The sequence below is a fragment of the uncultured Corynebacterium sp. genome, from assembly GCF_945649885.1.
Classification (GTDB): Bacteria; Actinomycetota; Actinomycetes; order Mycobacteriales; family Mycobacteriaceae; genus Corynebacterium.
The window spans coordinates 1-12633 of the sequence record NZ_CALZFS010000084.1 but is presented as its reverse complement, the minus strand read 5'-3'; the positions used below and the strand labels follow the sequence as shown (position 1 = coordinate 12633).

Genomic DNA, 12633 nt, shown 5'->3' with positions numbered 1-12633 from the left:
AAGATAAGAAGCGGGCTGGCGTTGAATATTCAACGCCAGCCCGCTTCTTATCTTTCTTACTGTTCCACGGTGGCCAGTGACCAGGTGGCGGTGTACGGGGTCTGCACACCATCCTCATCGGTGCCGATCATCACGGATGCCACCTCAACAACAATGAGCTGTGGGCGTTCGCCACCTTCAACCAGAGGATCGACGGAACCGGGCACGGTGGCCTCGGTGGCCTCGAAACTGGTGTGGTAGAACTCGTCGTTGGCTGCTGGGTCATCATAGATGGTCAGCAGGTACCAGTCATGGTCATGGATGGTTTCGGGGATCTGGAGGTGTAGTTCCTCATCTTCTCCGACAACAAGGGTGGGGATGTCATTTTCCTCGCACTCCACACCAGGTTCACAGATGCTGAAGGGAAAGACCTCAACCTCACCGGCAGGGGAGCTGGCGGAGATGGAGACGGTGTCAGGTTCCGGCTCCGGGCGGTCATTCCACCAGGTCTGGAAGACCACTGAGATCACGACCACGATGACCACTGCCAAGAGCAGTGCGATGATCTGGATGAGATTTTTACGTTTGGTCTTCCGGCTAGCCATGACTCCTGATTCTAGCCAGCATCAACGAAGCGGACCTCATACAGGTCCGGCCAGCGCTTCCCAGCCAGATAGAAACGGTCTGTACCAGGGATATGTGCAATACCGTTGAGAACATTATTGGAATCCGCAGCAGCATTGTTGGGCAGATTGGAGGCATCGATGACAGCTGCAACCTTGCCGGTGGCAGGGTCGAATTGGATGATGTCGGTTTCGGTGAAGAGATTGGCATAAACCATGCCATCTACACATTCCAGTTCATTAATCGATTCAACAGGCTCATCATCAAGAGTGACGGTGACCCGGGAGGACTCATCGAAGGTCACCGGATCCAGGTGGCGGACCTGGGAGGTGCCATCCGACATGATCAGGGCACCATCATCCTGGGCACACAGCCCCCAGCCCTGGCCTGCATAGGAGACTTCCTCCACCACATCCAAGGTCTCAGCATCTCGTTTGAAGGCGATGCCGGCCTTCCAGGTCAGCTGCCACACATGCTCACCTGCCCGGGTGATGCCCTCCCCGAAATACTGATCATCCAGTGGCTGGACATTGCTCTTCACCCCGTCCAGGGTGGTGCGGTAGATCTCAGAGGTGCCGTACTGGCCGGTTCCCACGATCAGCTGATCACCATCAACCTCAAGGCCCTGGGTGAAAGCAGACTCATCAAACTCATGGGTCGCCAGGATCTCCGGCACGAGGTGAGCCACTTCAACGTCTTCCTCAGCAGGGAAAGGGGAGCAAGAGGATGAGAGAACAGCAGAGGACAGGGTGGCTAGGGCACAGAGATTCTTCAGGAGCATGACTGAGAAGTCTAGACCTCTTCAGCTAGGTCCCACAGACATTTGTTCACTTCAGAATAAGTAGGAACAAAAGGTGCCACCGGACGCTTCTCCGGAACAGGGAAGGTACTGCCGTATTCCACCCATGCGGTCACCAGCTGGATGCCGGTGAGGGAATCAATCAACCAGACTTCAGCATTACGCAGTTCCTCAATGTTGAAACCTTCGGGGCGTGATTTGGAGATGGAGCCCTGGGTGACCAGATAGTCCAGGACCGGTGTCTCCAGCACGGAGCGCATGGCGCGTTCATGAGTGGAATGGAACACCATGTCGCCCTGTAGGACCAGCAGTGAACCTTCGATCGGGCTGATGACGTGGCCACGTTCGTCGATAAGCAGTCCGGTGTCAGCACCGCGACGCCGTGAGGTGGCTGAGGCACGCGCCTGCCACGCAAGGTCACTGCCCTTGACATCGGGCTTGGCACGCTCATCACGGTGGCCATGCGCGTCGACAGTAAGGGTGGGGGAGAACTCACGTGAAGGGCGGATCTCCACGTTGTAACTGTGGTTTTCCACCTTGATGGTGCCAAACACATCAGGGCCAGCTGCACGCAACTGTTCGCGGATTTCTTCCTCGAAGGTGGCAGCGTAGGGAATACCATCAATCAAACGCTGAATATGTCCGCCAAAGTGGCGGACGCGTCCGTGAATCATGTGAAAACTTGTGGTCACCACGGTGCGTAGATGAGCCTTCCCAACTAGATTTAACATCATAAAGACATGTTCAAGATAGCCAAAACAGTAGCACCCGTATTACAGCATGAGTGGATCTGGGTCTTAACTTTCCCTTAACTACCACTTTTAAGTTGCCTGTTAGCCGCCACAGGTGAAACAATTCATTCGCACTAGTAGCACCTAACTGTGGTTTCGCCGGATACCGGGAACTGCTTCCAGTGGTGCGGATACGTCGCCCTCAGCGCACCTTCTGTGAGGTGCTCAACAGAATAGAAATCAGGTTTGCGGTAATGACGTCGAAAAACGCCACGCAGTCTAGGGGAGCCCTGGACCGTTATTTCCATATCTCCGAACGGGGATCCACCATTGCCACGGAAATCCGTGCCGGAGTGGTCACCTTCTTCGCGATGGCCTACATCATCATCCTCAACCCGCTGATCCTCGGCACCACTGAGGATGTCAACGGAAACACACTGGGCATCGCACAGGTCGCCGCTGTCACTGCCCTGGCTGCCGGTGTCATGACCATTGCCTTTGGTCTGATCGCCCGCTACCCCTTCGGTATTGCAGCTGGCCTGGGACTCAACACCATGGTGGCTGTCACCCTGGTTGCTGGTGAAGGCCTGACCTGGCCGGAAGCCATGGGACTGGTGGTCCTGGACGGCATTGTGATCGTCATCCTGGCTGTCTCCGGATTCCGTGTCGCGGTATTCCGCGCCATCCCGGCCTCCATGAAGGCCGCGATCAGTGTCGGCATCGGCCTGTTCATCGCCATGATCGGCCTGGTGGACGCAGGTTTCGTCCGACGCATCCCCGATGCAGCGGGTACCACCGTTCCAGTCACCCTGGGCATTGACGGCTCCATCGCTTCCTGGCCCACCCTCGTCTTCGTCGTCGGTGTGCTGCTCTGCGGCATCCTCGTGGTCCGCGGCGTCCGCGGTGGCCTGTTCATCGGCATCCTAGGCACCACCCTGCTGGCGATCGCTGCTGAAGCCATGTTTGGTGCCGGTGCCTCCTTCGAGGATGGCGAAGCCAACCCCGGTGGCTGGTCACTGGCAGTACCTGGCATCCCAGACAGCTTCGGCGGCATGCCGGACCTCTCCCTCGTCGGCGCCTTCGATCTTCTCGGCGCCTTCTCGCGCGTGGGTGTGCTCGCTGCAACCCTGCTGGTATTCACCCTGGTCCTGGCCAACTTCTTCGACGCCATGGGCACCATGACGGCACTGGGCAAACAGGGCAAACTGGTCGACGAAGAAGGCAACCTACCTGATATCAAGAAGGCACTGGTTGTAGAAGGCGCCGGCGCCATCGTCGGTGGCGCAGTATCCGCATCCTCCAACACAGTCTTTGCTGACTCCTCCGCAGGTGTTGCCGATGGTGCACGCACCGGCCTTGCCAACATCATCACCGGCGGGCTGTTCCTGCTGGCCATGTTCCTGACCCCGCTGTATGAGATCGTCCCGATCGAAGCCGCAGCACCGGTCCTGGTTGTTGTTGGTGCGATGATGATGGGCCAGGTCACCGACATTGACTTCTCCAAGTTCTACATCGCCTTCCCCGCTTTCCTGACGATCGTGACCATGCCGTTCACCTACTCCATTGCCAATGGCATCGGCGTCGGTTTCATCATGTACGCCGTTATGGCCGCAGCTGCCGGCAAGGGCAAGCAGGTCCACTGGCTGATGTGGCTGGTAGCTGGACTCTTTGTGGTGTTCTTCGCCATCGATCCGATCATGTCTGCGATCTCCTGAGCATGAACCGCATCATCATCACCGACCCCAGTGACAGCCGACTGGATGACTTCCGCAACCTCAACCACTCCGATAACCGCCCGGACCTGCCCGGTGGCAAGGGACTGGTCATCGCGGAAGGTCCCCTGGTCATCGGCCGCCTCCTGGAGTCCAGGTTCCCAGTGCGCGCCCTGATCGGGTTCAAGAACAAGCTGGACACCTTCCTCGCGGAGCACCCGGTGGGGGACATCCCCGTTTATGAGGTTGACCGCGACACCCTGGCTGAGGTCGCGGGCTTTGACATGCACCGTGGCCTTTTGGCCGCAGCTGACCGCGTGGAGGATCCAACGGTGGCAGAAGTCCTCAAGGGAGCCACCACCGTGGTTGTCCTGGAAGGCGTGGGCGATCATGAAAACATCGGCTCCATGTTCCGCAATGCCGCCGGCATGGGCGTGGACGCCATCCTCTTCGGCAATGGATGCGCCGACCCGCTCTACCGCCGCGTGGTCCGGGTATCCATGGGCCACGTCCTGCGCCTGCCGTACGCCCAGCTGGATGGCAGCTACACCACGTGGCAACGCTCCCTACAAGAACTTGCCGATGCCGGCTTCCACCTCGTCTCCCTCACCCCGGACCCTGACGCGGTCCACCTTGAGGATGCCCTGGCAGGAAAAGAAAAGGTGGCGTTGCTGGTTGGCGCCGAAGGCCCGGGCCTGACAGAACACGCCATGAGAGCCACTGATGTCCGTGCCCGCATCCCCATGGCGCCGGGCACCGACAGCCTCAACCTGGCCACCTCAGCGGCCATCGCCTTCTACGAACGCGACCGCTCCCAGCGGGGCATATAGGCCCGGCTCATGAAAAGGAAATGGGCGGGGTCCCTACACATGTAGAGACCCCGCCCATTTACTTATCCATCTCATCATCCGGTGTTGCGCCCGATGATCGCTCAATTTCCTTCACGCCACTGGGGTTTCGACTGCTGCGGTCAGTGTGGCGGAGACGCTCAGCCACCGTGGAACCGGCCTCCCTGCCCGCTTTGAACAGTGTCTTACCCAGGCTCTGAACAGAGCGGGCAACTTTTTTCACCGTATGGGAGGCAATCTGGGGAACCACACGATCCGGCACCTCATGATGCTCATAATCATCATAATCCGCTGATTCCCGGAAGCCCAGTTTCTCTGAAGCCTCCTGGGTGATCTCATCCACGGTACTGATCCGTGGCCGGGGTGGGGCGATCTTAGGTTCAGGGCGACCATCAACCGCGAAGGCCACCACATTGATATCCGGGGAGGTATCCGCGTCAAAGCCCAACCAGGCACGCTGAGCCTCTGCAACAAGTTCAATCGGGTTGAAGGGCAGCGACAAAGGCCCGGTGCGTTCACCCATTTTTCCGGCCCAATAAGGGGTTTCAAAACCACCCGGGAGACCGATGTCCTCATATACCCGCTCATCACCGGCGATGAAGGAACGCTTCACTGTATTGCCGTGGATATGGGCGAAACCACCGAGCGTGGTTTCCTCATTCACCGCGAAGACATAAGTATCTGACGCAGGAAAAGAATTCACAATCCGCGGATCCAGCTTGCTCAGGGAGGTGACATCCTCCAATGCGGTCTGCAGGATGGTCACGCCGGGAAAACCAGCGATGTAGAACTCATTCGCTGATGCCGGGACAGAACGATTCAGGGAGAACTGGCCGATCGGAGTGATCGGCCAGGAGGGATTCAGATGCGCCAGGTACTTGCGTCCGAAACCGCGGTCAGCACGAGGCTCAGAGCGGATGATGGATTGAGGGTCTGCTGCCGTCACAAACCAGAAGGTGACGATAGCCGCATTCTCTCCCAGCAGTCGAGGCATGTTCCACAGTCCTATTTCTTCGGTCGCTTGGTATTGGCACGAACCCCCAGCAGCACATCCTCCCAATGGGGTGTGACAGCCTTACGTCGCCTGTTGCGCGGGGATTCCTCAGCAATGATCTCCTTGACGGCATCTCCCGCATCAGCGGAGTCCTCACCAGCGGTGGGATCCTCACCATCACGGGAAATGTCATCTGAACGTTCCCTGCCGGAAGCATCCACATCATCTGGTGAACGCTCGCCACCACCGGCATCCGCCTCATCGAGTGAACGCTCATCATCAGAGTAGCGACTACCACCCACAGATGTCAGGGTTCGCACCGGCTGAATGAATTCCGGATCAATCAGATCAGCAGCCACGGGAGTGCGTGGATCCGCCGTGGGGGAGCTGGTGTTGTGCAGGTTCAGTGTCCATTCCGCATGGTTGTCACTCAGACCGGCCTTCCAGTCAACGCGCACCACCCACTTATTGGAGGCATCCCGGTAGGCATCCCAGGTGGCAGTGGTCAGATCATGACCACGCGTGGCAAACGCTGTCGCCAGGATCTCCCACAGGGTGAGCTTAGCCGGCCCATTCTCACGGACCGGATGTGACTGCTTAGCCAATTCCGCAATGTTGGCACGCTCCAACAACACCGGATGTGCATAGGGCTCAATGCGGGATTCCAACACCCCGTTCTCCTCAGCGAGATCATGAGGGGTGGCACCGGAACGGATGCGCGCCTGGATCTCCCGGGGGGACATGGTGAGGGGAGCACCGATGCGTGGATCGATCTCACGTTCCTCACGCGGTGCGCGCGTCGGAGGCTGTGGAGTCGGGGTGACAGCAGGTGCTGCTTCATCCTCCGGATCTGGTTCCGCGGAGTTGTCCTCGAGTGTGGCGTCGATATAGTCGCCGGCTGCCACGGCGGAGAGCACAGGGGCAGATGGTGACTCAGTGGTGTCTGAAGTGGCGGATACAGCGGTGTTTTCCGGGTCGCGACCTGCCACGATGGTGCGGAGATCATCGGTGACGGCGATGAAGAATTCCTCAGCGCCTTCATCCGCAGAGGTGGTGAACACCAGGGATGATTCGGTGGAATCACCGCTGACCAGGAAAATTTCCCGCATGTTGACTCCTTTGGCTGGGTGATAACGGTGAAATGTCCACCGTGTGATGTTTACCAAGCTTAACGAAAAATCGCGCCACCCCGTGGCAACAGGGCAGCGCGTTTCTCATTGAGCGTGGGGAGAAGTGCTACTTCTTGGCGAAACCACCATCGAGGATGTGGTCGATGGCCTTGGTCAGCTTCTCCACATCAACGGTGTCGATGGCAGGGAACATACCGACGCGCAGCTGGTTGCGGCCCAACTTGCGGTAAGGCTCAACATCCAGGATTCCGTTGGCGCGCAGGATCTTGGCAACCACGGCAGCGTCGATGGAATCATCGAAGTCGATGGTGCCCACGACGAGGGAACGCTTGGCTGCATCTGCAACATAAGGAGTGGTCTCCTCGCGTGCCTCTGCCCAGTTGTAGAGGGCGGAGGAGTTGGCGGTGGTGCGTGCAACCATGCCGTCCAGGCCACCGTTGTTGTTCATCCACTGGACTTGGTTGTCCAGCATGAGCAGGGTGCCCACGGCTGGGGTGTTATAAGTCTGGTTCTTCAGGGAGTTGTCCACTGCAGTCTGCAGGTTGAGGAACTCAGGGATGAAGCGATCGGAGGAGTTGATCTTCTCAATGCGCTCCAGAGCAGCAGGGCTCATGGCTGCGAGCCACAGGCCACCGTCGGAGGCGAAACACTTCTGAGGGGAGAAGTAGTAGACATCGGCATTGTTGATGTCCACAGGCAGTCCGCCGGCACCGGAGGTGGCGTCGATGGTAACCAGCGAACCCTCGGAGCCTTCTGGGCGGATGATTGGGACCATCGCGCCGGTGGAGGTCTCATTGTGGGCCCATGCAATCACGTCGGCGCCGTCAAATGCCTGTGGTGCTGGAGCATCGCCAGGCTCAGCGCTAAGGATCTCCGGCTCATCGAGCCATGGAGCCATCTTGGATGCCTTCGCAAACTTGGAGGAGAACTCACCGAAGGACAGGTGGCCGGACTTCTTTTCAATGAGGCCGAAGGTTGCGGCATCCCAGAAAGCGGTTGCTCCACCGAGGGAGAGGATGATCTCGTAGCCCTGTGGAAGGGAGAAGAGATCGGAGAGGCCCTCGCGGATGGATCCGACAACGTTCTTTACAGCCGGCTGGCGGTGGGAGGTACCGACGACGGAGGAAGCTCCATCGACGATGGCCTGGATCTGCTCGGGGCGAACCTTGGAGGGACCGCAGCCGAAACGTCCATCAGCTGGAATGAACTCGGAGGGCAGGGTGGGGAAGTCGGTCATGTCTTCTGGCAACTTTCTGCGCTTGGAAGTGAAGGGGCATGGATCAGTGGCCTGCGGTTGAGGTCGCTCATCACAGCCATCGCCTATATCTGACTTGATCACTATAACCGCATGGTGGTCGAAACCGTTCAGGGTGTGTCCCATTAGGCTCGCCGATTCAGGGGGAGCCGGCATTATCGAGGTGTGGCACCGGGAGGCTCAGGGGGGTTTGTGCGCTGAGTTTTCCTGAGCTCCAGGACCACTATTATGTGATTTATCACCATAATGGGGGTACTGCTCAGGTGGTCGTGAGAATTAAGTTCTCATGCTTGCGAATAACCGTTGTAGTTGGGTTTTCCAAGGGGCATCCACATGGGCAAGGCTGCCATTTCCCAGTTTTTGTCGCACACATCACAAACTTTGCTAAACTGTGCCATGCTCCACTCTGCATGGGTGGGTCATGGTCGAAAAGGCGGTGTGAAAACACTGTTTTTCGAGGCTGTGAATGATGTGATGAAAGATAATTCAATAGCAGGAAGACGGCACAATCCCAGACGTGACCGGACCTACTGAATACGGTGGGTGTGGGTGGTCGGGAGTGATGAGTTTTCAAGTCGGTGCAGGGGGAAGTGGCCCTGGGTCGGAATATGGCTAAACAGCAATCGGCGGTATAGCGTGTTAAACGGACTGGTTTGGAAACTTTTGTGTCGTGCGGCAACACACTAACTGTACGTGATGCGTCCGACCTGGTTTTATAATCTGGTGACTTCCTGTAAAGCGGGAATAACCGACAAAAAGTTTGAAAGGGAAATCGTGGCTACTGATAACAATAAGGCTGTACTGCACTACCCCGGCGGCGAGTTTGAGATGGACATCATGGAGGCCACCGAGGGGAACTCCGGTGTCGTCCTGGGCAAGATGCTGTCTGATACCGGCCTGGTGACCTTCGACCCGGGCTATGTGAGCACCGGCTCCACCGAGTCAAAGATCACTTATATCGATGGTGACGCAGGTATCCTGCGCTACCGTGGCTACGACATTGCTGATCTGGCAGAGAACGCCACCTTCAATGAGGTGTCCTACCTCCTCATCAACGGTGAGCTTCCAACCCCAGAAGAGCTACACAAGTTCAACGACGAGATCCGTCACCACACCCTCTTGGACGAGGACTTCAAGTCCCAGTTCAACGTGTTCCCACGGGATGCCCACCCAATGGCAACCCTGGCATCCTCGGTGAACATCCTCTCCACCTACTACCAGGATCAGCTGAACCCACTGGATGAGGCACAGCTGGACAAGGCAACCGTCCGCCTGATGGCGAAGGTTCCAATGCTGGCTGCGTACGCACACCGCGCACGCAAGGGTGCACCGTACATGTACCCGGACAACTCCCTGAACGCACGCGAGAACTTCCTCCGCATGATGTTCGGTTACCCAACTGAGTCATACGAGATCGATCCGATCATGGTCAAGGCTTTGGACAAGCTGCTCATCCTGCACGCTGACCACGAGCAGAACTGCTCCACCTCCACCGTCCGCATGATTGGTTCTGCACAGGCCAACATGTTCGTCTCCATCGCCGGTGGCATCAACGCACTCTCTGGTCCACTGCACGGTGGTGCCAACCAGGCTGTTCTCGAGATGCTCGAGGAGATCGCAGCCAACGGTGGCGACGCCACCGACTTCATGAACCGCGTGAAGAACAAGGAGCAGGGCGTCCGCCTCATGGGCTTCGGACACCGCGTCTACAAGAACTACGACCCACGCGCTGCCATCGTCAAGGATCTCGCTCACGAGATCATCGATCACCTCGGTGGCGACCCACTGCTGGATCTGGCACTCAAGCTGGAAGAGATCGCACTCAACGACGAGTACTTCATCTCCCGCAAGCTGTACCCGAACGTGGACTTCTACACCGGCCTGATCTACCGCGCCATGGGCTTCCCACAGGACTTCTTCACCGTCCTGTTCGCCATCGGCCGCCTCCCAGGCTGGATCGCACACTACCGCGAGCAGCTCGGCTCCGCAGGTGCGAAGATCAACCGTCCTCGCCAGATTTACACCGGTGAGACCGCACGCACCATCATTCCTCGCGAAGAGCGCTAAGTAACACTTCAGCACTTTAAGTGAGTCCTGCTTCGGCCGGAGCCATGAAATCTGTCATAATGACAGTCAATGGCTCCGGCCGAAGTTATATCCGGAGTCAAAACTTTCACAAATTTTCAAGGAGCATGTCACCCACATGGAAAAGCCGCAGATTGAAGCCCAGACCGGCCCAGCGCCGGAGGACCTGGTAATCAAGGACATCATCGTCGGTGAAGGCGCAGACGCCCAGCCGGGTGGTGTCGTCGAGGTCCACTACGTGGGCGTTGACTTCGAAACCGGCGAAGAGTTTGACTCCTCCTGGGACCGTGGACAGTCCGTGCAGTTCCCACTGAACGGCCTGATCGCAGGTTGGCAGGAAGGTATCCCGGGAATGAAGGTTGGTGGACGCCGTCAGCTGACGATCCCTCCAGAGGCCGCCTATGGCCCAGAGGGCAGCGGACACCCGCTGTCCGGCCGTACCCTGGTCTTCATCATTGACCTCATCAGCGCATAGAACGGCACCAACTAGAAATGTCTAGTTGATACCAGCCAGGTGCTCATAGTGCCTGAAACGCTGTTCACGGCCCACCGCCCTCTCCGGATTGGTTTCCAATTCGGAGAGGGTGTTGTTGATTGTGGCGAGGACCTCGCCGATAAAATCCTCAGTTTCAGCGATCAAGCCATCGATGATGCCCGAAGCCAACATTGCATGGGCGGACACGCCCTGTTGTTCCATCATCTCCGGTGCATGTGAGGTGTCGCGGTGGATGATAGCTGATGCCCCCTCCGGTGGGAGAGGGGAGAGCCAGGCATTCTCTGCAGCCAGGACGCGGTCAGCGGGCAGCATGGCCAGCGCACCGCCACCACAGCCCTGGCCGAGGATGACAGAGATGGTGGGCACGGGGGCGTCGACAAGCTCTCCGAGAGTACGGGCAATGGAGCCTGCCAGGCCATGTTCCTCCGCCTGCTGGGACAGTTCGGCACCTGGGGTGTCGATGATGCTGATGATCGGTAGCTGGAGTTCGCGTGCCAGGGTAATGCCACGGCGCGCGAAACGCAGTGCTGAGGGCCCCAGGGGCAGATGATGGCGGTCCTGGCCGATCAGCACCACTGGCCGTCCCCCGATCCTGGCCAGGGCCACTGTGGTGGCGCGTGAGATACGTCCATCGCCGGTGCCGGATAGCTTGATCACATTGTGGCCGAGATGCCGAACCAGATCAGCAACCCCGGGGCGTCCGGGTTCGCGCGTGATCTGGATGGATTCCCACGCGCCACGTGGGATGCCAGGCTGTGCCAGTGGGCGGGGTTCTGCGCTTATCGACGCCTTCTTCAACACTCTCATGATCTTGACCACGGCTGCGCGGAGCTGCGTGGGGGAGACCACCCCGTCAATGACTCCGTGTTCTGCCAGGTTTTCACCGGTCTGGACGTCATCGGGCATGGGAACACCCGTGGTCAGTTCCACCACCCGGGGCCCCAGGAAGCCCAGGAGAGCTTCCGGCTCGGCGAAGGTGAAGTGGCCGGCGGAACCCCAGGAAGCCATGACACCACCCATGGTGGGATTGCGCAGATACACCAGGAAAGGCAGATGGGCGTCCTTGTGGCGGTAGACGGCCGTGGTGATCGAGATCATCATGGCAAACGCTGGTGTGCCCTCCTGCATGCGGGTGCCGCCGGATGAGGGGGAGATCAACAGTGGCAGCTGCTCTGCGGTGGCCCTGTGGATGGCGTGGATGATGCGTCTGGAGGTGGCTGCCCCGATGGAACCACCCAGGAAAGAGAACTCCGAGAGGATGAATGCCACTCGCACACCATCCACTGTGCCCTCGCCGGTGATCACCGCCTCGTCCACACCGGACTTCTCCCGGGCTTTGTCCAAAGCAGCACGGTAACTATCTGAGATGTCCCCATGGTCCGGCGGGGTGTCCCAGGAGGTGAACTGCCCATTATCCAAAACCTGGGCGATTAAATCCTTGGCGGAGGTACGAGTCATGTATTACACCCTAACGGCTGTACCCACCCCACGTCCGGAGGATTCCAGCATTCCCTTCCGAGCTTCACAGGGTGGTGTTGAATGGCACCATGACTGAAAACCAGCACACATTCACACCAGCACTCATTCTCAGCGATGGTTCCGAGATTCCCCAGATCGGCCTGGGAACCTGGCAACTCCACGGCGAGCAGGCCTACCGGGTCGTCCGTGAAGCCATCGAGATCGGCTATCGGCACATTGATACCGCCAAACTCTATGACAATGAAGTCGAGGTCGGGCGTGCCATCGCCGATGCCATCAGCGCCGGAGACACCACGCGTGATGAGCTCTTCATCACCTCAAAAGTGTGGAATGACGATCACGGCACAGACAGGGCGCCCCGGGCATTCCAGGCATCACTGAACCGTCTGGGGCTGGATTACCTTGATCTCTATCTGGTCCACTGGCCGTGCCCGCAACAGGGGCTCTACGTAGAGACCTTTGAAGCAATCGCCAAAATCCAGGGACTCGGGCAGATCCAGT

At 58.5% G+C, this 12633-nt stretch carries 12 protein-coding genes; 5 read left to right on the top strand and 7 right to left on the bottom strand.

Annotated elements, in window-relative coordinates; genetic code table 11:
• Positions 1-56: 56 nt before the first annotated feature.
• Genes Q0M74_RS09690 through Q0M74_RS09680 form a run of 3 tightly spaced genes read right to left on the bottom strand, consistent with a single transcriptional unit; the run spans position 57 to position 2076 of the window.
• Positions 57-584: a DUF2771 domain-containing protein gene (locus tag Q0M74_RS09690; protein WP_293953859.1), complete on the bottom strand. Its 528-nt coding sequence runs from the start codon at positions 582-584 to the stop codon at positions 57-59.
• 11 nt (positions 585-595) lie between these two features.
• Positions 596-1384, bottom strand: a complete 789-nt coding sequence (locus tag Q0M74_RS09685; RefSeq protein WP_293953857.1) for a glutaminyl-peptide cyclotransferase — start codon at positions 1382-1384, stop codon at positions 596-598.
• Between the two features lie 11 nt (positions 1385-1395).
• A complete protein-coding gene (locus Q0M74_RS09680) occupies positions 1396-2076 on the bottom strand; it encodes a hypothetical protein (protein WP_293953855.1) in 681 nt (226 codons plus the stop codon).
• 311 nt (positions 2077-2387) lie between these two features.
• Between Q0M74_RS09680 and Q0M74_RS09675 the strand changes: the two genes are divergently transcribed.
• Both Q0M74_RS09675 and Q0M74_RS09670 read left to right on the top strand, forming a co-directional pair.
• Positions 2388-3848, top strand: a complete 1461-nt coding sequence (locus tag Q0M74_RS09675; RefSeq protein ID WP_293953853.1) for an NCS2 family permease — start codon at positions 2388-2390, stop codon at positions 3846-3848.
• A 2-nt stretch (positions 3849-3850) separates the two neighbouring features.
• Entirely contained in the window at positions 3851-4675 is an 825-nt protein-coding gene (locus Q0M74_RS09670) for an RNA methyltransferase (RefSeq protein ID WP_293953851.1), read from the top strand.
• 58 nt (positions 4676-4733) lie between these two features.
• On the opposite strand, the gene Q0M74_RS09665 is transcribed toward Q0M74_RS09670, so the two are convergent.
• The 3 genes from Q0M74_RS09665 to serC form a co-directional block, all read right to left on the bottom strand.
• Positions 4734-5687: a DUF6928 family protein gene (locus Q0M74_RS09665; RefSeq protein WP_293953850.1), complete on the bottom strand. Its 954-nt coding sequence runs from the start codon at positions 5685-5687 to the stop codon at positions 4734-4736.
• Positions 5688-5698: 11 nt separating this feature from the next.
• The gene (sepH, locus tag Q0M74_RS09660) at positions 5699-6796 is read right to left on the bottom strand and encodes a septation protein SepH (RefSeq protein WP_293953848.1); all 1098 of its coding nucleotides are present in this window, start codon (positions 6794-6796) and stop codon (positions 5699-5701) included.
• Positions 6797-6923: 127 nt separating this feature from the next.
• On the bottom strand, positions 6924-8054 hold the full coding sequence (serC, locus tag Q0M74_RS09655) for a phosphoserine transaminase (RefSeq protein WP_293953846.1): 1131 nt from the start codon (positions 8052-8054) through the stop codon (positions 6924-6926).
• A 792-nt stretch (positions 8055-8846) separates the two neighbouring features.
• Here serC and Q0M74_RS09650 point away from each other — a divergent pair.
• Positions 8847-10139: a citrate synthase gene (locus Q0M74_RS09650; protein ID WP_293953844.1), complete on the top strand. Its 1293-nt coding sequence runs from the start codon at positions 8847-8849 to the stop codon at positions 10137-10139.
• A gap of 136 nt (positions 10140-10275) precedes the next feature.
• Complete coding sequence (gene fkpA / locus Q0M74_RS09645) at positions 10276-10632, top strand: FKBP-type peptidyl-prolyl cis-trans isomerase FkpA (RefSeq protein WP_293953843.1); 357 nt, start codon at positions 10276-10278, stop codon at positions 10630-10632.
• Between the two features lie 21 nt (positions 10633-10653).
• Here fkpA and Q0M74_RS09640 read toward each other — a convergent pair whose 3' ends face one another.
• Positions 10654-12111 carry a carboxyl transferase domain-containing protein gene (locus tag Q0M74_RS09640; protein WP_293953841.1) on the bottom strand — a complete coding sequence of 486 codons (1458 nt, stop codon included), beginning with the start codon at positions 12109-12111 and terminating at the stop codon, positions 10654-10656.
• A gap of 89 nt (positions 12112-12200) precedes the next feature.
• Here Q0M74_RS09640 and Q0M74_RS09635 point away from each other — a divergent pair.
• Positions 12201-12633 (top strand): aldo/keto reductase (locus Q0M74_RS09635; RefSeq protein ID WP_293953839.1); only part of this gene is annotated, 433 nt, incomplete at its 3' end.

What these genes read in the sequence shown, in the direction of transcription:
- Q0M74_RS09690 (WP_293953859.1), bottom strand. Translation starts at nt 584, where the DNA reads ATGGCTAGCCGGAAGACCAAACGTAAAAATCTCATCCAGATCATCGCA.
- Q0M74_RS09685 (WP_293953857.1), bottom strand. Translation starts at nt 1,384, where the DNA reads ATGCTCCTGAAGAATCTCTGTGCCCTAGCCACCCTGTCCTCTGCTGTT.
- Q0M74_RS09680 (WP_293953855.1), bottom strand. Translation starts at nt 2,076, where the DNA reads ATGATTCACGGACGCGTCCGCCACTTTGGCGGACATATTCAGCGTTTG.
- Q0M74_RS09675 (WP_293953853.1), top strand. Translation starts at nt 2,388, where the DNA reads ATGACGTCGAAAAACGCCACGCAGTCTAGGGGAGCCCTGGACCGTTAT.
- Q0M74_RS09670 (WP_293953851.1), top strand. Translation starts at nt 3,851, where the DNA reads ATGAACCGCATCATCATCACCGACCCCAGTGACAGCCGACTGGATGAC.
- Q0M74_RS09665 (WP_293953850.1), bottom strand. Translation starts at nt 5,687, where the DNA reads ATGCCTCGACTGCTGGGAGAGAATGCGGCTATCGTCACCTTCTGGTTT.
- sepH (WP_293953848.1), bottom strand. Translation starts at nt 6,796, where the DNA reads ATGCGGGAAATTTTCCTGGTCAGCGGTGATTCCACCGAATCATCCCTG.
- serC (WP_293953846.1), bottom strand. Translation starts at nt 8,054, where the DNA reads ATGACCGACTTCCCCACCCTGCCCTCCGAGTTCATTCCAGCTGATGGA.
- fkpA (WP_293953843.1), top strand. Translation starts at nt 10,276, where the DNA reads ATGGAAAAGCCGCAGATTGAAGCCCAGACCGGCCCAGCGCCGGAGGAC.
- Q0M74_RS09640 (WP_293953841.1), bottom strand. Translation starts at nt 12,111, where the DNA reads ATGACTCGTACCTCCGCCAAGGATTTAATCGCCCAGGTTTTGGATAAT.